Source organism: Xylanimonas sp. McL0601, from assembly GCF_049852175.1.
Taxonomy (GTDB): domain Bacteria; phylum Actinomycetota; class Actinomycetes; order Actinomycetales; family Cellulomonadaceae; genus Xylanimonas.
The window spans coordinates 193,517-216,000 of sequence record NZ_CP187527.1; the positions used below are offsets into that span (position 1 = coordinate 193,517).

A 22,484-nucleotide genomic window follows, 5' to 3' on the forward strand; every position below is an offset into this window, starting at 1 on the left:
CGTCCGCTTGTCTGCACCACTGCCATCAGGACTCCTCGCCGAATGCGACGAGACCTCACCCTCGTGGCGGTACCCAGGGCCTCGGCGTTCTTAACCGTTCTGTTATCTGACCAGGGCGAACGCTTGCGCGGGGTCTCGTGCGAGGGCGCGGAGTGCGGCGGCGATGTTGGTGTGGCCGGCGAGGCGCAGGACGCTGATGGCGAGGTTGCGGATGGTGGCGAGCACGGCGGGTAGATGGCCGGTGCGGGCCTGGTGGCGGTCTTCGTCGAAGGTGACGTCGCGGACCCAGTGCAGGCGGTTCTCGATACCCCAGTGCCCGCGGATCGCGTCGGCGAGCTCGGCTGCGGTGGTCTGGTCGTAGTCCAGGGAGGTGATCAGGTGCACGGTCTCGACTCGCCAGCGCCCGCCCTTCTTCACGCGGCGGATCAGGCGCAGCGCCTGCTTCGCGCCGGGGAAGTCGATCGGGGTGTGCGGGATCACGGCGCGCAGGATACGGGTCTCGAGGCGGCCGTGGCCCTTGCCGCGGGTGACGTCGATGTCCGGCACGTGCGGCCAGGGCAGCGCCTTCAGGGTTGCGAGCAGGGTGGGCTGGTTGCCCTTGACGGTCATGACGTAGTGGCCCCCGCGGCCGGTCAGCCAGGCGGCGTGGGCGCGCTGGGTGTGCAGCGCGTCGGCGGTCACGAGCACGCCGGCGAGGTCGAAGCGGTCCAGCAGCCGCGGGATCGCGCCGATCTCCGAGTCGGCGCCGCCGTCCTTGCCCGCTACCTGCACCTGCCCAATGACCGTGCCGGTGGCGTGGTCCAGAGCGGCGACCACGTGGGCCTGACGGGTCTTGCCGCCGGTGCGGGTGCGGGCGCCGCGGATCGTCTTGCCGTCCACCGCGAGCACTCGCCGAGCACCAGGGGCAGGCACGTGCCGGGTGGCGAGCCAGGCACCGACGACCTGGTCGAGGACGCCTGGCTCCACGCGGCCCAGCAGCCGGCGCACCGTCGTCTCCGACGGGCGACGCGAACCGGTCAGCCCCGCATCGTGAACCACCCGCGCGGGCGCGGCGGCGAGCCACTCGCTGATCTCGGTCAACGTCTTGGCCCCGGCCAGGACCGCGCAGACCGTCAGCGTGAGCACGCCGGCCAGCGGGTAACGGCGGCCCTCGCGGCGACGAGGATCCACCACAGCGCCGAGCGCAGCGGCCAGCCCGGGCGGAACCTGATCACCAGCCGGGACCTCGTGGCCAGCCGGCACAGCAATGGGCAAGGATGAGGGCACGGACGCGGCACCAGCTTCCGGATGTCGATCGGTGTAGGAACCTCGATCATCCCGCAGGTGCCGCGTTCGCCTGCATCTACACCACTACGCCCGATCTGTCACGGGTTATGCCCACCATCCGAGAACGCCGGAGCCCTGTGGCGGTACCAGTCCCGCCAAACGAGCCGGTGGACCGGGTCGCGATCGCGCTCGCCAGCTACTTCTGACGTCGGCTTTGACAGGCTCAACCACGGTCTGGGCGGTCCGGAAACGACGAGACCCCCGGCCGGATCAACCGGCCGAGGGTTTCGGCAACAGGATCGCTTTCCACTGGAACGTCCCTCACGTGGGAGGTTTCCGAAAAGCGATGGCCTGCGGCAGCACGAGCGCACCGAAGCGCCCAGGCACAGCCCGAGGACGCCTCCAGGCACACCCGGCGATCCCGGGCGGGCCACCCGTCACGTCCAGAGGCGTTCGATGGGAGCACATGGATCCGTCGCGAACTCCCGGGCGAGGGGCCACACCCCCGCGACGTCGTCGGGCCGAGCGCGGCGAACTATGAACCGGAGGGGAGCAGGCACGCGCACTGTCTACTCCCTCCGCAGCAGCTCCGCGGTGAGGCGGGTCCGCGTCAGCGGCAGCGTGGCGAGCGCAACCAGCGCGACGCCCGCGACGACCACACCCACGAGGGTCGCCCAGACCTGCGGCGCGACGATTCCCGTCACCCCCGTCAGATGGGCTATGACCTGCACGGACAGCGCCCCGAGCGCGAGGCCTCCGGCGACGAGCGCCGGGAACATGACCTGGATCGTCTGGCCGCGCCGCAGCACGGACCCCGGCACGCCGATCATCGCCTGGTGGGCGACGTTGCGTCGGCGTTCGCGTGCCCGGTCGACGGCCGCGAGCGCCACGGTGAGGACGGCGACGGATATCGCGATGGCGCCGACCCCGTAGACGACGGCGCGCACCTCGTGGAACGCGGTGAGCGCTTTCGCGGTGGGGTCGGTGGCGGTGAGTCCGAGGGCGTGGGCGCGGGCTTCGACGGCTTGCAGGGCGGTGGGGCCGCCGTCGGCGACGACGTCGGCGCGCGTGAACGTGGAGAGCCCGCCGGAAACCCGTGCGGCGACGAGTGCCGCGGGCACGAAAGCGACGGGGTCGCTCTGCTCGGGTGTTGTCCGGCCGTGCACGGTGATGGGTGTGCTCGACGGCGTGTAGGTGCCGGCGGGCGGGGCGTCGTCGGTCGATCCCAGGCGGACGTCGAACCGCTGCCCGACTGGCAGCGGCGCCAAGTGGTACGGCGTCGAGAATGCGGCGTCCCACCGGGTGTGGCGGTCGCCGGTGACGATCCATGCGGGGGCGTCGTCGTCGCACCCGGCGACGTCGAACCCCTGGACCTGCTCGGTGAGAGCGAAGCTGTCCGGGGAGCGTTGCCGCGCGGTTCTGACGCGGCTCAGCGGCCCCTTGGACATCCCAGAAACGACGAAACCCCCGGCCGGATCAACCGGCCGAGGGTTTCGGCAACGGAACCGCCTCCCATTGGGAAACGTCCCTCACGTGCGCGAGGGGGGAGTTGAACCCCCACGCCCTTTCGGGCACACGGACCTGAACCGTGCGCGTCTGCCTGTTCCGCCACTCGCGCGTGCCGGAGCACAGTAGCACGGTGACGGGGGCGGTTCCGAATCGCCGTCGGCGACCCCCGAGGCCGTCGTCGCAGAGGGTCCCCACCGCACGTCGGCACCTCGATTTCCCCCGACCGTACGCCAGTCGTTCACACGAATACGAGTCATCACCCTGTGCCGCTGCCTACGATCTAGGTAGTCTGCCCGCGGTGTTGCCCGTGCCCGGCGACCTGCGATGTCGGGCCCGCTCGGGTCCGGACACCGGCGCAGGGACCGGGCACTCCGGCGACAGACGGCACGAGACACGTGCGACGGGCACGCGAGAGGAGGTGGCATGGGCGTCCTGGACCGCTTCGAGAAAGGCGTCGAGCGCGCGATGAACAACGCGTTCGCCAAGATCGGTCGTAGCGAGGTGAAGCCGGTCGAGCTGGCGAGCCGCCTGCGCCGTGAGCTCGACGACCGCGCCGCCGTGATGGGCCGCGACCGCACCGTCGCGCCCAACGATTTCACCGTCGAGCTCTCGCCCGAGGACTTCGCGCAGATCGAGGCCTGGGGTGCGGAGACGCTGGCGGACGAGCTCGCGACCAACCTCACCGAGTACGCCGTGAGCCAGCACTACGCGTTCGTGGGTCCCGTCAGCGTGTCCTTCGAGGAGCACGAGGACCTGACCGGCGGCCGCTTCCAGGTGCGCTCCGCGTCCGTGCGAGGCGCCGTCGCCCCCGCGACCACCTCTTCCCCGAGCACGCGCCACCCGCTCATCGACATCGACGGCCAGCGCTACCTGCTCACGGGTCCGGTCACGGTCATCGGCCGTGATGCCGACGCCGACATCGTCGTCGACGACCCGGGCGTCTCGCGCCGGCACCTCGAGATCCGTGTGACGCCCGACGGCGTCGTCGCGACGGACCTCGGCTCCACGAACGGCCTGTACGTCGAGGGGCACCAGGTCCCGGCCGCGACCCTGCTCGACGGCAACACCCTGACCATCGGCCGCACCCGGATCATGTTCTGGTCCGGATCGGCCGCCACCGAGACCGAGGACTGGTGATCCGGTCGACATGAGTGAGCTGACGTTCACCCTGCTGCGGCTGGGTTACCTGGTGCTGCTCTGGGTGTTCGTGCTCACCGCGATCGGCGTGCTGCGCCGTGACCTGTCGACACGCGCCGCGACGAGCGGGCGGACGGACCGCAAGCGTTCACGTGGCCCGGCAGCGGCCCCGCACGGCGCCCGCGCGGGCTCCCCGTCGACCGGCGCGGCCGCCGCGGCGCGCGGCACCGGGACGCCGAACCGTCTCGTCGTGGTCGCGGGCCCGCTGCAGGGCACGTCCCTGCCGCTCACGGGCTCGTCGATCCTCATCGGCCGCTCGCCCGGGTCCACGCTGGTGCTCGACGACGACTACTCGTCGAGCCGCCACGCCCGGATCTTCCCGCAGGGCGGGCAGTGGTACCTCGAGGACCTCGGCTCCACCAACGGCACGTTTCTGGGCGACCAGCAGGTGACCGGCGTCGTGCTCCTGCCCCCGGGGGTCGGCGTGCAGATCGGCCGCTCCGTCGTCGAGCTGCAGGGATGACCACCACGTGACCGTCTCACTGCGCTACGCGGCACGTTCCGACGTCGGGCTCGTCCGCTCCAACAACCAGGACTCCGCCTACGCGGGGCCGAACCTGCTGGTGGTCGCCGACGGCATGGGCGGGCACGCGGGCGGCGACGTCGCCTCGAGCATCGCGATCGCGTCGCTGCGGCACCTCGACACCGACTCGCACACCCCCGACGCCGCCCTCGCCGACCTCGAGGCGGCCGTCGAGGACGCGCGCCGGGGCCTGGTGCGCGCCAGCGCCGCCGAGCCCGACCTGGCCGGCATGGGCACCACCGTGACCGCGCTGCTGCGCACGGGGTCGACGCTGGTCATGGCCCACATGGGCGACTCGCGCGCCTACCTGCTGCGCGACGGCGCGCTGACGCAGGTCACGGTGGACCACACCTTCGTCCAGCACCTGGTGGACACGGGCCGCATCTCGCCCGACGAGGCCGAGCACCACCCGCAGCGCAACGTCGTCATGCGGGTGCTCAGCGACTTCGACCTGGATCTGCACCCCGACATGTCGATCCGTGAGGCCAAGACCGGCGACCGCTGGCTGCTGTGCTCCGACGGGCTGTCGGGCTTCGTGCACGTCGACCTTCTCGGCGAGATCCTCGTCGAGGCCGACGACCCCGGCGAGGCTGCGGACCTGCTGCTGCTCGCCGCGATGCGCGGCGGCAGCACGGACAACATCACCGTGGTGGTCGCCGACGTGATCGACGACTCCAGCCTCGAGACCGCGAGCGCCGCGGCCGCCCTCGGTGACGACCCGGGCCTGCCTGCCGCGGCCGATGCCGGCGTCGGCGGCATCCAGGTGGTCGGCGCGGCCGCAGGCGGTGCGCCCATCCCCGGCCTGCCGGGCACGCTGTCCGACGACGGAACCGCGGCGCCGTCGAACGGCGTCGGCCACGGCAACCACGCGCCGGCCACCCTCGCCGAGGGCACCGCAGCCCACGACGAGGAGTCCGACGACGACGGGGACGACGCCGACGACTCCGACGCCCGCCCCGCGCCCCGGCAGCACCCGGTCATCACGACGCTCGTCGCGCTGCTCGTGCTCGCCGGCATCGGCCTGGGCGGCTGGGCGGCATGGGGCTGGACGCAGCGGCAGTACTACGTCGGTGTCTCGGACGACCAGGTCGCGGTGTTCCGCGGCGTCCCTGCGTCCGCCGGGCCGATCAAGCTGTCGCATGCCGTCGAGCTGACGGGCACGCACGTCAGCGACCTCCCCCCGTTCTTCGTCGCGCGGCTCGACGGCACCATCCGGGCCTCGTCGCTCGAGGACGCCCGCGCCCGCGCCCAGCGGCTGATCGAGCAGGCGCTGCCCGAACCGGAGCCGACACCGACCCCGACGCCGAGGCCGACCCCCAAGCCCACGCCCACGCCCACGCCGAAGGCCTCCGCCCAGGCGGCTGCCACCGCGACGCCCGCGGAGCCGGCCGGATGAGCGCCGTCGAGACCCTCGACCAGGTCGAGCCCCGGGTGCGGCGCCCGTTGCGCCTCGCCGAGCTCTGGCTGCTGGTCCTCGCGGTCGCGGCCGGCATCGGCGCGTTCGTGATGGTCGGGCTGGCGATCGACGACGCGCTGCCGGAGCACTTCTGGTTCGAGTCGTTCGCCCTCGTCGTCCTGGCGCTCGTCGCGCACGTCGTCGTCCGGATCCGTGCACCGTTCGCGGACCAGACGATCCTGCCCGCGGCCGTACTGCTCAACGGGGTGGGCCTCGCGATGATCCTGCGCATCCAGGAGTCGGGCGCGCGCGGCGCGGCGGGCGCCGACGTCGTACGCAACACGCAGTGGTCGGCGCTCGGCGTCGCCGTCGCGTGCCTGGTGATCTGGTTCCTCAAGGACCACCGCAGCCTGCGCAAGCTGACCTACACGGCGATGTTCGTGAGCCTCGTGCTCCTGGCGCTGCCGCTGGTCCCGGGCATCGGCCGCAACATCAACGGCGCCCAGATCTGGATCCATGTCGGCGGGTTCTCGATGCAGCCCGCCGAGTTCGCGAAGATCACGCTCACGATCTTCTTTGCCGGGTACCTGGTGTCCAACCGGGACACGCTCGCCCTTGCGGGGCCCAAGGTGCTGGGCCTGCAGCTGCCGCGTGTCCGCGACCTCGGTCCGATCCTCGTCGTCTGGGCGGCCTCGCTCGCCGTGCTCGTGTTCCAGCGCGACCTGGGCACGTCGCTGCTGCTCTTCGGTCTCTTCGTGGCGATGCTCTACCTCGCGACCGAACGTTTCAGCTGGGTGCTCATCGGCCTGGTGCTGTTCGCGGGCGGCGCCGTCGTGGCCGCCGAGACGTTCCCGCACGTCAGCCAGCGCATGACGGGGTGGCTGCACGCGTTCGACCCGGCCGTGTTCAACGCGCGCGGCGGCTCGGGGCAGCTCGTCTCGGGTCTGTTCGGCATGGCGAACGGCGGCATGTTCGGCGCCGGCTGGGGCCAGGGCTTCCCGTACCTCGTTCCGTTCTCCTTCTCCGACTTCATCTACACGTCGCTCGCCGAGGAGCTCGGGCTCACCGGCATGCTGGCGGTGCTGCTCGTCTTCCTGATCCTCGTGGAGCGCGGCCTGCGCACCGCGATCACGGTGCGCGACGGGTTCGGCAAGCTGCTCGCCGGCGGCCTCGCGTTCACCATCGCACTGCAGACGTTCGTCGTCGTCGGTGGTGTCACGCGGCTCATCCCGCTGACCGGCCTGACCCTGCCCTTCATGGCACAGGGCGGGTCCTCGCTGCTGGCCAACTGGATCATCGTCGCGATCCTCATCCGGATCTCCGACAGCGCCCGGCGTCCGTCGGCGCTGCCGGTCCGCGGGCAGGTCGGCCAGGGCCGCATCGCCGCGGCCGACGGCGACCAGCCGGTCGTCGTCGGGCCCGAGAACGGTGCGGACGGCGGCGCGGTCGGCGCCCACCCCGGCACGAACCCGACCCAGATCATCCACCCTGAGACGAACGATGGAGGTGACCGGTGAACACGACGCTCCGACGGCTCTCGTCCGTCGTCATGGTGATGTTCCTGGCCCTCATGGTGTCCACGACCTACGTCCAGTACTGGCGCGCCGACAGGCTCAACAACGACGGGCGAAACGTCCGCAGCATCTTCCGCGAGTTCAACAACGCGCGCGGCCCGATCGTGGTGGCCGGCCAGCCGATCGCGGAGTCGGTCCCTGTGGACACACCGTTCGGCTTCCAGCGCGTGTACTCCGGCGGTGATCCTGAGAAGGCGCAGATGTACGCGCCCGTCACGGGATTCTTCTCGCTGGTCAACGGCTCGTCGGCGATCGAGAGCGCGGAGAACTCGTTCCTCAACGGCCAGGCCGACGCCCTGTGGATCAACCGGCTGCAGGACATGCTCACGGGCCGCAAGACGCAGGGCTCGTCGGTCGAGCTCACCATCGACCCCGCGATCCAGCAGGCCGCGTGGGACGCCCTCGACGGGCAGCGCGGCTCGATCGTCGCCGTCGACCCGAAGACGGGCGCCATCCTCGCGATGGTCTCCAAGCCGTCGTTCGACCCGAACGTGCTGGCCGTGCACTCCACGGGTCAGGCGGGCCAGGCGTTCCAGGACCTGGTGAACGCCGATGGCAACCCGATGATCAACCGCGCGATCGCTGCGCTGTACCCGCCGGGATCGACGTTCAAGCTGATCGGCGCCGCGGCCGCGATCGAGTCGGGCAAGCACCAGGCCGACTCGCAGATCCCCGCACCGCACCGCTACACGCTCCCGGGCACGCGCACCGAGCTGCGCAACTTCGGCGACGAGATCTGCTCGCGCAGCAACCAGATGTCGATCCACGACGCCATGGTGATGTCGTGCAACACCGCGTTCGCGGCCCTCGCCGTCGACCTCGGCGGTGACGCGATGCGCGCCCAGGCGGCCAAGTTCGGGTTCGACGACGTCTTCCGCGTCCCCATGCGCTCGGCCGTCAGCGCGTTCCCGAGCGCGGGCGACAAGTTCACGCCCGACCGGGTCGCGCTCTCCGGCATCGGCCAGGGCGACGTCACCTCGACGCCGCTGCAGATGGCGATGGTCTCGGCCGCCATCGCCAACCACGGCGCGCTCATGGAGCCGCACCTGGTGCAGACCATCCGCGACCCCGAGCTCGAGGTCGTCGAGCAGACCGAGCCGAACAAGCTCCGCGACGCGATCTCCCCGTCCACCGCGGACGCGCTCAAGCAGATGATGGTCGACACGGTCCGGAGCGGTACGGGCACCGGCGCGCAGATCTCCGGCGTCCAGGTGGCCGGCAAGACGGGCACCGCGCAGACCGCGCCGGGCGTCGCCCCGCACGCCTGGTTCACCGCGTTCGCGCCTGCTGACGACCCGCAGATCGCCGTCGCCGTCATCGTCGAGAACGGCGGCAACATGGCCAGCGAGGCGACCGGTGGCCGGCTGGCCGCGCCGATGGCGCGGTCCGTGATCCAGGCGGCGCTGAACCGATGAGGACCCGATGAGGCCCGCTGCCGGGATCGCCCTCGGGGAGCGCTACCGCCTCGCCCGCCGCCTTGCCGTCGGCGGCATGGGCGAGGTGTGGATCGCGGACGACACGTTCCTGGGCCGCGAGGTCGCGGTGAAGGTGCTGCGCGAGGAGTACACCGGCCACGAGGACTTCCTGCGCCGGCTGCGTACCGAGGCGCGCAACAGCGCCGCGCTGTCGCACCCGAACATCGCGCAGATGTACGACTACGGCGAGCAGGACGGCACCGGCTACCTGGTCATGGAGCTCGTGCTGGGCGAGCCGCTCGCCGACCTGCTCGAGCGCGAGCCGGTGCTGGCCCCCAAACGGCTGCTGCCTCTCCTGGCGCAGACGGCGCGCGGGCTGCACCACGCGCACGAGGCCGGCGTCGTGCACCGCGACGTCAAGCCGGGCAACATCCTGCTGGAGCACCCGGGCCGGTCGGCGGCGCACGCCACCGTGAAGATCACCGACTTCGGCGTCTCGCTCGCGGCCAACCAGGCCCCGATGACGGCCACGGGCATGGTCATGGGCACTGCCCAGTACCTCTCGCCCGAGCAGGCCGTCGGCCAGCCGGCCACAGCGGTCTCGGACGTCTACGCGCTCGGCGTCGTCGCCTACGAGGCGACGGCGGGCAAGCGCCCGTTCACCGGGAACACGCCGGTGGACATCGCCGTCGCGCACGTCAACAGCCCCGTGCCGCCCCTCCCGACGACGGTTCACCCCGGGCTGTCCGGCCTCATCGTGCGGATGCTCGAGAAGGACCCGGCCAAGCGGCCGCGGTCGGCGGGTGCTCTCGCCGAGGAGCTCGACGAGCTAGCGCTCGAGATCGCTGCGGACCCGCTCGGGGCGCGCTCGCGCACCGCGCGCCGCCTGCGGAGCACGCCCTCGGCGCCGCACAGCGCGACGCCGGCGACGGCGACGCCGGGCGGGCGCCCGATCGGCAGCGTCGCGGCGCCGAGCGAGGCGCCCCGGCAGCACGCCGGCGGGCGACCGGCGGCCCTGGCCCCGGCGCGCACCACCGGCGCCCCGCATCGCGGTGAGCCGACGCCCGAGGACGTGACCCTCGCCGGGACCTCCGGCGAGTCGCGTACCGCTCGCTCGGGCCACGCGGCCCGCGCCGCACACGCGAGCGAGCCGGCGGCCCGCGCGCTGCCGCTCCGTCGCGACGTCCACGGGCCGCGAGCCACGGGTCTCTCGGAGGACGCGGCACGGACGGTCGACGCGCTGCGCCGCGACCTCGCCCGACGGCGTCCGCCCGACCCGGCGGCGTCGCACCGTCACGCCGCCCGGGAGCCGGCCGTCCGCGACGCGGGCTCGTCGGACACCGGCGGCCCGCAGCGCACCTCGACGACCACCGGCCTGCGCCTTGGCCCGCTGGGCCGGCTCTCGTGGCCGCTCGTCGGGCTGCTCGTGCTGCTGGTCGTCCTCCTGCTCGCCACGCTCCTCAGCAGCGTCACGGGCGGCGGGGGCAACGCCGGTGCGCAGGCTCCGTACCCCACATCCACAATCTCCGGGACAGCCTCGACGTCGAGCCTCGGCGGCTCTGGGATGATGCTCCGTAACGCGTCGCACGGCGAGTCCGCGGCGACCATGACATCGAAGGACATTTGAGTTGGTGGACAACACGCCCCGCGTCTTTGCGGGCCGGTACGAGGTCGGAGAGCTCATCGGCCGCGGCGGCATGGCCGAGGTGCACATCGGCCACGACGCGCGCCTGGGGCGCACCGTCGCGATCAAGGTGCTGCGCTCCGACCTGGCACGCGACCCGTCCTTCCTGGCCAGATTCCGTCGCGAGGCCCAGGCTGCGGCGGCCCTCAACCACCCCGCGATCGTCGCCGTGTACGACACGGGCGAGGACGTGCACACCGACCCGGCCACGGGCAACCAGGTGCACATCCCGTTCATCGTCATGGAGTACGTCGAGGGCCACACCGTCCGCGACATCCTCCAGGACGGCGCCGCCGTGCCGATCGAGGAGGCCGTCGAGATCACCGTGGGCGTGCTCAGCGCCCTCGAGTACTCGCACCACGCGGGCATCGTCCACCGCGACATCAAGCCGGCCAACGTGATGATCACGCCCACGGGCGCGGTCAAGGTCATGGACTTCGGCATCGCGCGCGCCATCGCGGACTCTGCCGCGACGATGACGCAGACGCACGCGGTGATCGGCACCGCCCAGTACCTGTCGCCCGAGCAGGCGCGCGGCGAGCAGGTCGACGCCCGCAGCGACCTCTACTCGACCGGCTGCCTGCTCTTCGAGCTGCTCACGGGCCGTCCGCCGTTCACCGGCGACTCGCCTGTCGCCGTGGCGTACCAGCACGTGGGCCAGGCGCCGCAGCGCCCGAGCGAGATCGCGTCCGACGTGCCCGAGGTGCTGGACCGCATCACGCTCAAGGCGCTCGCCAAGGAGCGCACGTCGCGCTACTCGTCGGCCGCGGAGTACCGCGGCGACCTCGAGGCCGCCATGCGCGGCGGCGCCGTCGCGGCGCCGTCCGTCGGTGCCGGCCTCGCCGCGGCCGGTGCGGCCGTCGGTGCCGGCCTCGGCGCAGGCGCGCCGACGATGGCCTACGGCGCCCCGGGCTACGGGGACGCGAGCACGCAGCTCCTCACGCCCGACGCCGCGCCCACGCAGCAGTGGGGCGCAACCGGTCTCCCGGCCGGGGCACCGACGGCAGCGAGCCCGGCAGGACCGGCCGGCCCCGTGACGCCGAACGGGCAGAACCAGGCCGACCAGCGCCGCAAGCGCGGGCTCATGTGGACGCTCATCACGCTGGGCGTGCTCGCGGTCGCCGCGATCGCCACGCTGCTGATCATCAACGCCCAGCCAAGCACGCCCGACACGGTCGAGGTCCCGAGCGTCGCGGTGGGCACCAACCGCGAGGACGCACGCAAGATCATCGAGGACGCGGGCTTCCGTTTCCAGGACGCGATCGACGAAGATTCCAACGCGGAGAAGGACACGGCGACGCGCCAGGATCCTGAGGCCGGCACGAAGGTCGCCCCGCACTCGACCGTCACCGTCTTCTTCTCGGGCGGCCCGAGCACCCTCGCCGTGCCCGATGTGACCGGGTTGTCGCAGGACGACGCCAAGGCGAAGATCGAGGGCGCGGGCCTGGTGTTCGGCACGGTGGCACGGGAGCCGAGCATCGACGTGCAGGAGAACAACGTCACCCGCACCGACCCGCCGGCGAAGCAGGCCGTCTCCTCGGGCGCGACGATCAACGTCTTTGTCTCGGACGGCACCGTCCCGCTCACGAACCTTGTGGGCATGACCCGCGATGCCGCCCAGGCCGAGATCGACCGGCTCAGGCTCAATGTCGCGTTCACCGACGCGCCGAGCGCGGATGCAGCTCCCGGCACCGTCGTGTCGCAGGATCCGGAGCCCGGCAACGTGCCGCAGCGTTCGCGGGTCAACCTCGGCATCGCTGTCGCGCCGCCCGTCGAGACGGCCCCGGTGCCCCCGCTCGTAGGGCTGACCTGGGACGACAACGCCGCGAGCCAGTGCGCGCCGCTCAACTGCGACCCCTCGTACGAGGCGTCCGACTCGGTGCCCGCCGGGGCAGTGATCCGGACTCGGCCGGACGCCGGGACGACGCTGAACGCGGGCGAGCACGTGACCGTCGTCATCTCGACGGGCCCCAAGGCCGCCGGGAGCGGCAATGAGACCCCGACCCCGTCACCGACCGACACCCCCGCCGGCCAGTAACGCCTCCTGACGTCGAAGGGCTCGACCACCTTCCCGGTGGTCGAGCCCTTCGTCGTTGGTAGAGGTGGCAGAGCCGCACGAGACCCGGCGGCAAGGGTCAGGCCGTGTGCACCAGCGGCGCCATGCCCGCGGACCGCTCCACGGCCCCGGCGTCGCCGCACAGCTCGAGCCAGTTGGCGAGCAGCCGATGCCCGCCCTGCGTGAGCACCGACTCCGGGTGGAACTGCACCCCGTGCAGCGGAAGGTCGCGGTGCTGGAGCCCCATGACGATGCCCGACGCCGTCGCGCACGTGACCTCGAGCTCGGCCGGGACGGTCTCGGGCTCGACGGCCAGCGAGTGGTAGCGGGTCGCGGTGAACGGCTGCGCGAGCCCGGCGACGACGCCGACGCCGTCGTGCTCCACGAGGCTGGTCTTGCCGTGCATGAGCTCGGGCGCGTGCGACACGGTCGCCCCGAACACCTCGGCCAGGGCCTGATGTCCCAGGCAGACGCCGAGCATCGGGGTGCGGGTGCGGGCGCACGCACGGATGACGTCCTCGGACGAGCCGGCGTCGTGCGGCGTACCGGGGCCGGGGGAGACGAGCACGCCGTCGAACGGGACGCCGTCGGCGTCGACGATGCGCTCGCCGTCGCGGGCCCCGAGCACCGAGGCGGGCACGGCGTCGTTGCGCACCACCACGGTGCGCGCGCCGAGCTGGTCGAGGTAGCCCACGATCGTGTAGACGAACGAGTCGTAGTTGTCGACGACGAGGATCCGTGGCCCGGTGTTCACGGCGTCAGCCTACGGTGTTGGCGTTGAGCGCCAGGTACTCCGAGATCCAGGGGAAGACCCACTCGAAGCACGCGACGACAACTCCCGCGGCGAGCACCAGCATGATCATGGCCCGCACCCACGCGGGCCCGGGCAGCACCCTCCACAGCGCCCCGTACATCAGGATCCCCCTCCCTCGGCACCGATGACGTTCACGCCGGCGTCGGTGAGGTCGCGCGGGATGCCCTCGCTCACCGGCATCCAGTAGTCGAGCTCCGCGTGCACCACATAGCGCTGCCGCGCCGAGAACATCGGGTGGCACGCCGTCATGGTCATGAAGCGCTGCGTGAGCTGCGGCAGCGGCTCGCCCGGCTTGAGCCCGGGGATCGGGGAGACCACCTCGATCTGCGTGGGCCAGACGATCTCATGGCTGGTCACGCGGTAGACGTACCAGGTGGTCCGGGTACGCACGACGACGGCGTCGCCATGCCGCAGCTCGGCGATCTGGTTGTAGGGCTTGCCGAACGTGGTGCGGTGGCCGGCCGTGGCGAAGTTGCCCAGGCCGCCGGGCATGGCCGTGCCCGGGTAGTGCCCGATGCCGAGGCGGTCGAGGACCTCGCGGCGGTCGACGCCGCCGGCGATGGGGGCCACGTAGTCCGGGCCGAAGCGCGGCACGTAGAGCTGTGCGAACACCTCGCCGAACGCGGGCTCGGGGTCGACAGGCGGCTCGTCGCGTCGCTCGACGGGCGCGGGCGCGGCCGGGGCCGCCGCAGCGGGCGGCTCCCACTGGAGCGCGTGCAGCACCTGCGTGTGCTCGCGGTGCGCGACGACGTCGGTCCACCAGAGCTGCCACACCACGAACAGCCCCAGGAGCACGCCGGCGGTGATGAGGAGCTCGCCGAGGACGCCGACGGCGGCGCTGCCGGCGCTCGGTCGGCGGCGTCCGGCGTGGCGGCGCGTGGCAGGCTGCGGCCACGCCGCGGCAGGTGCGGTCATCGCAACGGGTCGGTGCCGGCGGGGAGCTCCGCGAACCGCAGGTCCGTCGACCCGGTGTACGCGGGCAGCTCGAGGGAGTCGAAGGACCGTTCGCTCCACCCGAGGCCCACGCTCGCGACGTACCGGAGGTAGGTCGACACACCGTCCGAGGCGTCGAGCGCGGCCCGAAGGCTTGCCGGGTCGCCGATGGCCTCGACGACATAGGGCGGGCTGAACACCTTGCCGTGCAGCAGCAGGATGTTCCCGGAGCACCGGAACGCCGAGGTCATCGTCACGCGCTCGCCCTGGAGCGTCATGGCCTCGGCGCCCCCGGCCCACAGCGCGTTGATGACGTGCTGGATGTCCTGCTGGTGCACGACCAGGTCGTCCGGGCTGACCCCTGGGATCGTCGAGCTCGAGGCGGGGGCGTCGTCGAGCTGTACCTGCAGCCCGGTGCCCCTGACGGCGACCGACCCGACAGCCATGCCCTCGCGCTGGGCCAGGGCGGTGTCCTCGGCGGGCGCGACCGAAGACGACTCGCTGAGGTCGTCCACCTCGGTGCGCAGCGACTCGACCTTGGCGCTCAGCCTGTCCACGCGCCGGGACTCGGCGCTGACCAGCTCCACGAGGTCGGCGGGGTGGCGCAGGGAGGAGCTGCCGTGCGCGAGCTGCGCGCTCGCCGCAAACATGATCCCGGCCAGGCCGGCGACGACGGCGACGGTGATCGCGGGCCGCACGCGACGCCCGGTCTCCGGGAGCCCAGGCAGACGGAAGAACACACGTCGCGTCACGGTCACACCTCCAGTCGTGCAGCTTGTCGGGGCCGCATCGGCCTGGCCACTACGCTAGTCGACGGAATGTCGTCTACGACCGGCCCGGCGCCGGTCGTCACCCGAGAACGAGGAGCGCGTCGCCGTGCCCGAGTCGAAGTCCCGCAAGAAGAAGGCCGCCCGCGTCTCCCCGGAGTACGTCGAGCACGAGGCGAAGGCCGCCAAGGCCGCCAAGACGGGCAACCCGGCTTGGCTCGTGCCCGTCATGCTGACGCTGATGATCATGGGCCTGGCCTGGATCGTCATCTACTACCTGACGGCCAACCGGGCGGGCGGCGGGTTCCCGATCCCGCCGCTGCACCAGTGGAACCTGCTCATCGGCTTCGTGCTGATCATCGCCGGGTTCGGGCTCACCACGCAGTGGAAGTGACGGCTCCCGAGCCGATCCTGCCCAGGCCGTCGGCGGCGTAGCCGGAGGCTCAGAGCCAGACCGTGGAGCTGTACTTCAGCAGCGTCACGGCCACGAGCACGACCGCGACCGCGGCCGGCAACAGCCATGCGACGAGCTTCTGCCGGCCGCGGGGCGCGTGCGAGAACCCCCACCCCAGCACGAACCCGGTCACGAGGCCGCCCAGGTGGGCCTGCCACGCAATGCCCGGCACCACGAACCCGAGGACCGCGTTGACGGCGATGAGGCCGATCACCTGCGCGGCGTTCGAGCCCAGCCGGCGCAGCACCGGGACCATCGCGCCGAACAGGCCGAACACCATCCCCGACGCCCCGACGACGGCGGGCCCCCACACCCAGCCGTGGGTGGTGAGCACGGGGTTGGTCAGCAGCACGACCCCGACCGACGCGCCGACCGCGCTCAACAGGCAGAGCGTGATGAACCGCGCGCGCCCCAGCACCGGCTCGAGGAACTGCCCCGTGATGTACAGGGCCCACATGTTGAACAGGATGTGGCCGTAGAAGCTCGTCGAGTGCAGGAACGCCGCGGTGAGGAACCGCCACGGCTCGGCGATCCCCACGCCGGGGGCGAACAGGAACCGGGTGGTCCACGCGCCCCCCGTCGCGAGCTGCAGCAGGAAGCTCCCGACGCAGATCCCGATGAGGGTGAACGTCACCACGGGCCGGCCGTGCCGCACGCGCCCGCCGACCGCCGTCGTCGTCCGCGGGGCAGCCTTGGCGGCCTCCCGCACGCAGTCGACGCACTGGATGCCGACGGCGGCCGGGCGCTGGCACTCCGGGCACGCCGGGCGCCCGCACCGCTGGCAGCGCACGTACGCGACGCGGTCCGGGTGCCGCGGGCACACGGGGACGGTCTCAGGGGCGCTGGGCCCCGGCTGGTCCGTGGTGATCGCTCGGCCCTCTGCCTCAGTCCTCGATCGTGATGCTGGTGATCACGATGTCCTCGACCGGGCGGTCGCCCGGGCGGGTGCGCACGTTTCCGATGGTGTCGACGACGGCCCTCGACTCGTCGTCAGCGACCTTGCCGAAGATCGTGTGCTTGCCGTTGAGCCACGGCGTCTCGGTGGTGGTGATGAAGAACTGCGAGCCGTTCGTGCCGCCGGTCTCGCCCGTCACCGGGTTGCGGCGCTTGCCCGCGTTGGCCATTGCCAGCAGGTACTTCTCGGAGAAGCCGAGCTCCGGGTGGATCTCGTCGTCGAACGTGTAGCCCGGGCCGCCGGTGCCGGTGCCCAGCGGGTCGCCGCCCTGGATCATGAAGTTGTCGATGACGCGGTGGAAGATGACGCCGTCGTAGAGCGGCGTGGTCTTCTCCTCGCCCGAGCGCGGGTCGGTCCACGGCTGCGCCCCGGTGGCGAGGCCGACGAAGTTCTTGACCGTCTTGGGCGCGTGGTTCGGCAGCAGTTCGATACGGATGTCGCCGAGCGTCGTGTGCAGGGTTGCAAACATGCGCCCATCCTCCCACGGGGCGGGCTGCCGGCCGGAGTACGGGCGGGCGCACGGCGGCGTGACGTCACAACGCCGCAGGCACGGGGCTCGCGACGTGGTCCGCCTCACCTCGCGCGGCCTCGCGGAGGCGGTGGCAGAGTGAGGCCATGGTGCGAAAGAGCGTGAGCGACACGATGCAGTCGATCGACACCGAGGCGATCAAGGACTCCGCCGCCAAGACCGCGGCGACACTGTCCGACGCCGCAAGCCGGGCCGCGAAGGAGGCCGGCGCGCTCGCCTTGCAGGCGAAGGACGCCGCCGTGCACGCGAAGGAGTGGGCCGAGCCTCACGCGAAGGACTTCGTCGCCTGGCTCCAGCCCCGCGCCGAGAAGGCGTGGCACGACTCCTTGCAGGCGGCTGCCCCGCGGTTCGAGAAGATCGCGGACCGGGCGGTCCCGCTCGCCGACACCGCGAAAGACCGGCTGCACCCCATGGTCGACACCGCGCACGAGCGCGTGGGCGAGGCCGTCGACGTCGCGCACGACAAGCTGGTGGACGAGTACCTCCCGAAGCTCGTCGCGGCATTCAACGACGCCGCGGCCAAGGCGGCCTCCGCCGGCTCGGCGACCGCCGCTGCGGCGGCGGCGGCCGCCGCCGCAGCGGCGAAGCCCTCGAAGCGCAAGCGCAAGGGCCTGTTCTGGCTGCTCATCGCCGGCGCCGCGGCCGTCGCCGGGTACTGGTTCTGGCGCCGGGCGCAGCCGCAGAACGACCCGTGGGCCGAACCGTGGGAGCAGACCACGACACCTGACTACGAGGGCGCCGCGCGCGATGCCCGGGTGCGGGCAGGCGACACCGCCGAAGCCGTGGGCGAGGCGGCCGGCGCCGCCGTCGCCCGCTCGCGCGAGGCGAGCGAGAAGTTCGCCGAGCGCGCCGCGGAGGTGCGCGAGGACCTGGCCGGGCGTGCCGCCGAGGCGCAGGAGAAGCTCTCCGAGCGGGTCGAGGAGGCCGTCGACAAGGCGACGGGGGCGGCCAAGAAGGCGACGAGCCGGGCGCGATCGACGACGCGGAAGAATGACGACGCGGCGGAGGACAACGCCGAGCAGGAGAAGCCCGCGGACACGGCCGCAGCGGACGACGCCGAGAAGGCCGAGGACACCAAGTCCGAGTGACGACCTCAGGCGGGGCGGCCTGACCTCAGCCGCGACGCCGGCTCGAGCCACCCGCCGCGCCGCCCACCGAGCACAAGAGCCCGAGCACGAACCCGACGTCGTACCAGTTGCCACTGTTGTGGACCTCGTACACCGACACGTTGTCCGTGAACAACGAGACGATGAACGTGATCGGCAGGATGAAGCCGTGCCACAGGCCGAGCCAGAAGCCGGCAGGGCTGGTGCTGCCGGGCACCGGGGTGTCGAGCTCGGGGTTGGCGCCGGCCGCGCATGCGGCGAGCACGAGCACGCCGACGGCGAGCACCGCCGTCGCGGTGATGATCCGGCGATTCCGCGTCGAGCGCGGCGTTGAGCTCTGGTCCACGTCAGCCTCCGTCACAGGTCCGGTCCGGTCTGGTCTCGACCGCCTCGACCGTAACCAGCAGGCAGCGCCCGCGCCCCCGGAGCCTCCGCGCGCGAGGCGCGACTGTGCGCTGGACCGGGTGTGACCGGCCACGACGGGCGACGTCGTCCCAGGACGGAGAAGGGCCGCTGACCAGCGTCAGCGGCCCTTCTCGACGGTGGGAGCGTCAGTTGGCGTGCACGCCGTTGACCGACCCGTCGGTGACGGCCTTGTGGCCGCCGTCGACGTGACCCGCCAGGAACGTCGCCAGCAGGCCCATCACGTCCAGCCCGGTGGCCGCTTTGGCGATCGCCGGGACCTGGGTGAGCAGGTCCGTCGCAAGGCCGGTGATCTTCGAGGCGCCCTGCGCATCGCCGAGCACCGTGATGCTGTCGATGTCCCCGAGCGGCTTGGCGGCGGCCGCGATCATCAGCGGGAGCGCAGCCAGGACCCGGTCGATGACGGCCTGCTGCCCGTACTTCTCGTACGCCTCCGCGAGCAGCGCGTTCGTCGCTGCCTCGGCCTCACCCTTGGCCCTGATCGCCTCGGCGTTGGCCTGGCCAGTCGCGCGCGTCGCCTCAGCCTCGGCGAAGCCTGCGACTTCAGCGAGTTGGCCATGCCGGTACCCACGGACTCCAGGCGCACCCTCTCGGCGGCAGCGGCACGCTCGACCGCGACGGCCCGCGCCGCGGCGTCCTTCTCGGCGGCGTAGAGCGCGGCGTCGGCCGCCTTCTGCGCCGCGTACTGCTTGGCGTCGGCGTCCTTCTGCGCCGCGTACAGCTCAGCGTCCGCCTTGGCGCGCACGTCCGAGTCCAGACGGAGCTTGGTCAGCGTGGCGGTCTGCTCGGCGTTGCCCTGCTCGGCGCGGGTGATCTCAGCGGCCTGGGAGGCAGCCACCTTGGGCCCGACGGCGGCGGCCTCGGCCTGCGCCGCGTCGGTCTCCTTCTTGAACTGCGCCTCGCGCAGGGCCGCCTCCTTGTTCGCCTCGGCGATGGCGATCCGGGCGTCCGCCTGCGCCTTGGCCGACTCCTGGGCGTTCGCCGCTTCGGCGATCTCGGCCTGACGGCGGACGGCGGAGGCCTGCGGGCGACCCAGGTTGACGATGTAGTCCGACGGGTCGGACTGGATGGCGTTGATCTGGAGAGTGTCGATGCGAAGGCCCGACTCCGACAGCGCCTTGGCGGCCTCGTCCTTGATCTCCGTCGCGAACTTGGCGCGGTCGGCGAGCACCTCCTCGACCGTCATGTTGCCGACCACGCCGCGGAGCGCGCCCGCGAGCACGGTGGCGACCACGCCCGGCACCTCGGTCTCGCGACCCAGGAAGCGCTGGGCGGCCGCCCGCACGCCTTCGGGGGTGCCGTCGATCTTGGCGAGCGCGACCGCGTCCACCGTGACCTTGATCTTGTCCGACGTCACGCCCTCGTCCACGCGCATCGGCACCTCGGTCGCGTCCAGGGAGATGGACGCCGAGCGCTGGATGAACGGCACGACGAACACGCCCGACCCGATCACGACCTTGACCCCGCCATCACCGCCCTTGCCGCCGGTGATGACCAGCGCCTCGTTGGCCTTCGGGATGCGGTAGCGCGAGACGACCGTGGCGATGACGATCACCACGACCACCACGAGGGCGGCGACGGCGAGGATTCCGGTGGTAGGCATTGCGGTGAGTCCTCCTGGGACTGGTCGGAACAGCAGAGAAGAGTCAGGCTCCGGCGGGTGCGACCCGGACGACGTCGCCCGAGACCACGGCCGCGACGGTGACGAGCGCGCCGGCGGCGATCTCGGTGGTGGTGTGGGCGGTCATGGTGCGCGGGGACCCGGCGTAGCTGACCCGGACGACGCCCGGCTTGCCGGGACCGGCGGGAGTGTCCATGACCCCATCGACGCCGACGAGGCCGCTCACGCTGCCTGCGCCGTCCGGGGTGGACTGGCGGCGCAGCATCCCGGTCAGCCACGCGGCCCCGGCCGTGATCACGACGCCGACCCCGGCCGCGGCCAGCAGCACCGCCCCGTCGGGCAGGTCGGTCAGCGTCGACACGGCCAGCCCAGCCCAGCCGAAGGCGCCCAGGCCGCCGGAGAGCGCGAGGACGGACACCGAGCCGTCACCCGGCAGGCCGACGTCGAGGGCCTCGAGCGTCCCGTCGAAGATCAGTGCGAGCAGTGCGATGGCCGTGGCGACGATGCCGATGGTCAGAAATGCGGCGTGCATGGGTCGGAGTTTCACACAGTGGGTCCGCGCCGGGAAGAGTCCGCGGGCATTCACGAACCTCCCAGGTACGCGACACACTCGCGCGTCCTGTGAACCCGGGGTCAGCGCGGTCTACCTTGACGAGCGTGCCCGGGCCAACTGGTCCCTGGGCGCTCTACTGCTCTTCAACGCCGGAGGGAAGTTCCATGCGCTCATCCGCTCTCCCCGCCACCGCGGGAGCGGCCGCACTGCTCGCGGCCGCTCTACTCGGTACACCTGTCGCCGCGAGCGTGGCTACCGTCACGCCGTTCGCAGCCCAGGCGCCCGAGTCCGCGTTCACCGACGCCGCCGCGACAGACGCCCAGGTCGCCTGCGCCCGACCCGCACCGGACAACCGCGTGTCCACCACGATCCACTGCTACCGGCCCAACGACATCCGCGCGTTCTACGGGCTGCCGCCGCTCACGTCCGCGACCACCGACGGCGCAGGCCAGACCATCGTCCTCGCCGACTCCTACGGCAGCCCGACGGCGGCGGAGGACCTCGCGATGTTCGCGCAGACGTTCGGTGGCCCGACGCCGGACTTCGAGGCCTACTTCCCGTTCGGCGAGCCCGGCTTCAAGAACCCGCCGGGCAACGGCTCCGGGACGTCCGGCCCTGCGGCCGCAGCGGGCTGGGCCGGCGAGGCCAACCTCGACGTGCAGTGGGCCTACGCGATCGCCCCCAAGGCTCACATCGTCCTGCTCGGCACGGCTCCCGCCGAGACCCAGGGCGTCCAGGGTCTGACCAACCTGATGAACGGCATCGACAAGGCCATCGACCGGTACCCGGCCGGCACCGTCTACTCGATGTCGTTCGGCACCAGCGAGACGGCCTTCGGCTCCACCGCCGCGGCCAAGCAGGCCTTCGACCGGTATGACCAGACCTTCAAGCGCGGTCTGGCCAAGCACGACACCTTCTTCTCGTCCTCCGGCGACGACGGGTCGCTCGGCGTCGACAGGTCGCATCACCAGACCGGGACGGTCGACCACCCCGCGGTCAGCTACCCCAACGCCTCGCCGTACGTCACCTCCGTGGGTGGCACCCAGGTCCAGTCCGGCTGGACGTGGAACCCGACCACCGACGTCCCGTTCAACGCGGACGGCACGCGCAGCGCGGCCTACTTCGGCTGGACCAAGGGCGGCAGCTCCGAGGCCGTGTGGAACGAGGCGTGGGGGCCGATCGGGACAGGTGGTGGCGTCTCGAGCGTCTACGGCCGGCCTGCCTTCCAGAACGGCGTCGCCAGCGTCGTCGGTGACCACCGCGGTGTCCCGGACCTGGCCTGGAACGCCGCCGTGAACGGCGGCGTGCTCGTCTACTCGAGCTACTACCCGCGTGCGGTCGGCGGACCCGTGTGGGGCGTCTACGGCGGAACGTCGGCCTCGTCCCCGCAGGTCGCGGCGCTGACGGCGATCGCCAACCAGCAGCGTGCGACGGCCGGCAAGAGCGGGATCGGCGACCTGAACTCGGTGATCTACGGCTCCGGGTTCGACCACGCCTCGGCGTTCTCCGACATCGTGCCGCAGACCTACGGCACGGCCGCGAGCGGCGTGCTGGCCAACAACCGGATGTGGGACCTCACCGCCGACGGCACCCTGACCCCCGGCGCGGTGCCGGGGTACCCCACCACCACCGGCTATGACCTCACCACCGGGTGGGGCTCGCCGAAGGCCGCCGGGTACCTCGCCCAGCTGGTCGCAGCTCACTAGCGC

General features: G+C 72.1%; 22 protein-coding genes and 1 tRNA gene. 10 read left to right on the forward strand and 13 right to left on the reverse strand.

The window, feature by feature from the left end:
- Positions 1-102 precede the first annotated feature (102 nt).
- From ACO4JP_RS00885 to ACO4JP_RS00895, 3 genes are all read right to left on the reverse strand, one after another.
- On the reverse strand, positions 103-1,173 hold the full coding sequence (locus ACO4JP_RS00885) for an ISAs1 family transposase (protein WP_425954101.1): 1,071 nt from the start codon (positions 1,171-1,173) through the stop codon (positions 103-105).
- 662 nt (positions 1,174-1,835) lie between these two features.
- The gene (locus ACO4JP_RS00890) at positions 1,836-2,714 is read right to left on the reverse strand and encodes a hypothetical protein (protein ID WP_425955525.1); all 879 of its coding nucleotides are present in this window, start codon (positions 2,712-2,714) and stop codon (positions 1,836-1,838) included.
- A gap of 86 nt (positions 2,715-2,800) precedes the next feature.
- Positions 2,801-2,884 (reverse strand) — tRNA-Leu (locus ACO4JP_RS00895).
- Between the two features lie 314 nt (positions 2,885-3,198).
- Here ACO4JP_RS00895 and ACO4JP_RS00900 point away from each other — a divergent pair.
- Genes ACO4JP_RS00900 through pknB form a run of 7 tightly spaced genes read left to right on the forward strand, consistent with a single transcriptional unit; the run spans position 3,199 to position 12,602 of the window.
- Positions 3,199-3,912, forward strand: coding sequence for an FhaA domain-containing protein (locus ACO4JP_RS00900; protein ID WP_425955526.1), 714 nt, complete (start codon positions 3,199-3,201; stop codon positions 3,910-3,912).
- Positions 3,913-3,922: 10 nt separating this feature from the next.
- The gene (locus ACO4JP_RS00905; protein ID WP_425955527.1) at positions 3,923-4,435 is read left to right on the forward strand and encodes an FHA domain-containing protein FhaB/FipA; all 513 of its coding nucleotides are present in this window, start codon (positions 3,923-3,925) and stop codon (positions 4,433-4,435) included.
- A gap of 7 nt (positions 4,436-4,442) precedes the next feature.
- Entirely contained in the window at positions 4,443-5,891 is a 1,449-nt protein-coding gene (locus tag ACO4JP_RS00910; RefSeq protein ID WP_425955528.1) for a PP2C family protein-serine/threonine phosphatase, read from the forward strand.
- Positions 5,888-7,408, forward strand: a complete 1,521-nt coding sequence (locus ACO4JP_RS00915; protein WP_425955529.1) for an FtsW/RodA/SpoVE family cell cycle protein — start codon at positions 5,888-5,890, stop codon at positions 7,406-7,408. Before ACO4JP_RS00910 ends, ACO4JP_RS00915 begins: the two co-directional genes overlap by 4 nt.
- Positions 7,405-8,880, forward strand: a complete 1,476-nt coding sequence (locus ACO4JP_RS00920) for a peptidoglycan D,D-transpeptidase FtsI family protein (protein ID WP_425955530.1) — start codon at positions 7,405-7,407, stop codon at positions 8,878-8,880. The genes ACO4JP_RS00915 and ACO4JP_RS00920 overlap by 4 nt, the downstream gene beginning before the upstream one ends.
- 7 nt (positions 8,881-8,887) lie before the next feature.
- Entirely contained in the window at positions 8,888-10,507 is a 1,620-nt protein-coding gene (locus ACO4JP_RS00925; protein WP_425955531.1) for a protein kinase domain-containing protein, read from the forward strand.
- Position 10,508: 1 nt separating this feature from the next.
- On the forward strand, positions 10,509-12,602 hold the full coding sequence (pknB, locus tag ACO4JP_RS00930; RefSeq protein WP_425955532.1) for a Stk1 family PASTA domain-containing Ser/Thr kinase: 2,094 nt from the start codon (positions 10,509-10,511) through the stop codon (positions 12,600-12,602).
- 97 nt (positions 12,603-12,699) lie between these two features.
- Here the strand turns inward: pknB and ACO4JP_RS00935 are convergent, their stop codons facing one another.
- Genes ACO4JP_RS00935 through ACO4JP_RS00950 form a run of 4 tightly spaced genes read right to left on the reverse strand, consistent with a single transcriptional unit; the run spans position 12,700 to position 15,119 of the window.
- A complete protein-coding gene (locus tag ACO4JP_RS00935) occupies positions 12,700-13,374 on the reverse strand; it encodes an aminodeoxychorismate/anthranilate synthase component II (RefSeq protein ID WP_425955533.1) in 675 nt (224 codons plus the stop codon).
- A gap of 4 nt (positions 13,375-13,378) precedes the next feature.
- A complete protein-coding gene (locus ACO4JP_RS00940) occupies positions 13,379-13,534 on the reverse strand; it encodes a hypothetical protein (protein WP_425955534.1) in 156 nt (51 codons plus the stop codon).
- Positions 13,534-14,349, reverse strand: a complete 816-nt coding sequence (locus ACO4JP_RS00945) for a class E sortase (protein ID WP_425955535.1) — start codon at positions 14,347-14,349, stop codon at positions 13,534-13,536. Before ACO4JP_RS00945 ends, ACO4JP_RS00940 begins: the two co-directional genes overlap by 1 nt.
- Positions 14,346-15,119 (reverse strand): DUF881 domain-containing protein, encoded by a 774-nt coding sequence (locus ACO4JP_RS00950; protein WP_425955536.1) that lies wholly within the window; start codon positions 15,117-15,119, stop codon positions 14,346-14,348. Before ACO4JP_RS00950 ends, ACO4JP_RS00945 begins: the two co-directional genes overlap by 4 nt.
- Before the next feature lie 124 nt (positions 15,120-15,243).
- Here ACO4JP_RS00950 and ACO4JP_RS00955 point away from each other — a divergent pair, with 124 nt between their 5' ends.
- Positions 15,244-15,528 (forward strand): cell division protein CrgA, encoded by a 285-nt coding sequence (locus ACO4JP_RS00955; RefSeq protein ID WP_425955537.1) that lies wholly within the window; start codon positions 15,244-15,246, stop codon positions 15,526-15,528.
- Positions 15,529-15,577: 49 nt separating this feature from the next.
- On the opposite strand, the gene ACO4JP_RS00960 is transcribed toward ACO4JP_RS00955, so the two are convergent.
- On the reverse strand, positions 15,578-16,411 hold the full coding sequence (locus tag ACO4JP_RS00960; protein ID WP_425955538.1) for a rhomboid family intramembrane serine protease: 834 nt from the start codon (positions 16,409-16,411) through the stop codon (positions 15,578-15,580).
- A 61-nt stretch (positions 16,412-16,472) separates the two neighbouring features.
- A complete protein-coding gene (locus ACO4JP_RS00965) occupies positions 16,473-17,012 on the reverse strand; it encodes a peptidylprolyl isomerase (RefSeq protein WP_425955539.1) in 540 nt (179 codons plus the stop codon).
- 146 nt (positions 17,013-17,158) lie between these two features.
- On the opposite strand from ACO4JP_RS00965, the gene ACO4JP_RS00970 reads away from it, so the two are divergent.
- Positions 17,159-18,160, forward strand: coding sequence for a hypothetical protein (locus tag ACO4JP_RS00970; RefSeq protein WP_425955540.1), 1,002 nt, complete (start codon positions 17,159-17,161; stop codon positions 18,158-18,160).
- Positions 18,161-18,185: 25 nt separating this feature from the next.
- Here ACO4JP_RS00970 and ACO4JP_RS00975 read toward each other — a convergent pair whose 3' ends face one another.
- From ACO4JP_RS00975 to ACO4JP_RS00990, 4 genes are all read right to left on the reverse strand, one after another.
- Positions 18,186-18,524 (reverse strand): hypothetical protein, encoded by a 339-nt coding sequence (locus ACO4JP_RS00975; protein ID WP_425955541.1) that lies wholly within the window; start codon positions 18,522-18,524, stop codon positions 18,186-18,188.
- A gap of 205 nt (positions 18,525-18,729) precedes the next feature.
- The gene (locus tag ACO4JP_RS00980) at positions 18,730-19,083 is read right to left on the reverse strand and encodes a flotillin domain-containing protein (protein WP_425957026.1); all 354 of its coding nucleotides are present in this window, start codon (positions 19,081-19,083) and stop codon (positions 18,730-18,732) included.
- On the reverse strand, positions 18,972-20,204 hold the full coding sequence (locus tag ACO4JP_RS00985; RefSeq protein ID WP_425955542.1) for a flotillin family protein: 1,233 nt from the start codon (positions 20,202-20,204) through the stop codon (positions 18,972-18,974). The genes ACO4JP_RS00980 and ACO4JP_RS00985 overlap by 112 nt, the downstream gene beginning before the upstream one ends.
- Before the next feature lie 43 nt (positions 20,205-20,247).
- Complete coding sequence (locus tag ACO4JP_RS00990; protein ID WP_425955543.1) at positions 20,248-20,754, reverse strand: hypothetical protein; 507 nt, start codon at positions 20,752-20,754, stop codon at positions 20,248-20,250.
- Between the two features lie 269 nt (positions 20,755-21,023).
- Here ACO4JP_RS00990 and ACO4JP_RS00995 point away from each other — a divergent pair, with 269 nt between their 5' ends.
- Entirely contained in the window at positions 21,024-22,481 is a 1,458-nt protein-coding gene (locus ACO4JP_RS00995) for a S53 family peptidase (RefSeq protein WP_425955544.1), read from the forward strand.
- Positions 22,482-22,484: the final 3 nt, after the last annotated feature.

Bases quoted from the DNA above. Each gene is read 5' to 3' on its own strand.
- ACO4JP_RS00890 (WP_425955525.1), bottom strand. From the start codon at position 2,714: ATGTCCAAGGGGCCGCTGAGCCGCGTCAGAACCGCGCGGCAACGCTCC.
- ACO4JP_RS00900 (WP_425955526.1), top strand. From the start codon at position 3,199: ATGGGCGTCCTGGACCGCTTCGAGAAAGGCGTCGAGCGCGCGATGAAC.
- ACO4JP_RS00905 (WP_425955527.1), top strand. From the start codon at position 3,923: ATGAGTGAGCTGACGTTCACCCTGCTGCGGCTGGGTTACCTGGTGCTG.
- ACO4JP_RS00915 (WP_425955529.1), top strand. From the start codon at position 5,888: ATGAGCGCCGTCGAGACCCTCGACCAGGTCGAGCCCCGGGTGCGGCGC.
- ACO4JP_RS00925 (WP_425955531.1), top strand. From the start codon at position 8,888: ATGAGGCCCGCTGCCGGGATCGCCCTCGGGGAGCGCTACCGCCTCGCC.
- ACO4JP_RS00940 (WP_425955534.1), bottom strand. From the start codon at position 13,534: ATGTACGGGGCGCTGTGGAGGGTGCTGCCCGGGCCCGCGTGGGTGCGG.
- ACO4JP_RS00945 (WP_425955535.1), bottom strand. From the start codon at position 14,349: ATGACCGCACCTGCCGCGGCGTGGCCGCAGCCTGCCACGCGCCGCCAC.
- ACO4JP_RS00965 (WP_425955539.1), bottom strand. From the start codon at position 17,012: ATGTTTGCAACCCTGCACACGACGCTCGGCGACATCCGTATCGAACTG.
- ACO4JP_RS00970 (WP_425955540.1), top strand. From the start codon at position 17,159: ATGGTGCGAAAGAGCGTGAGCGACACGATGCAGTCGATCGACACCGAG.
- ACO4JP_RS00985 (WP_425955542.1), bottom strand. From the start codon at position 20,204: ATGCCTACCACCGGAATCCTCGCCGTCGCCGCCCTCGTGGTGGTCGTG.
- ACO4JP_RS00990 (WP_425955543.1), bottom strand. From the start codon at position 20,754: ATGCACGCCGCATTTCTGACCATCGGCATCGTCGCCACGGCCATCGCA.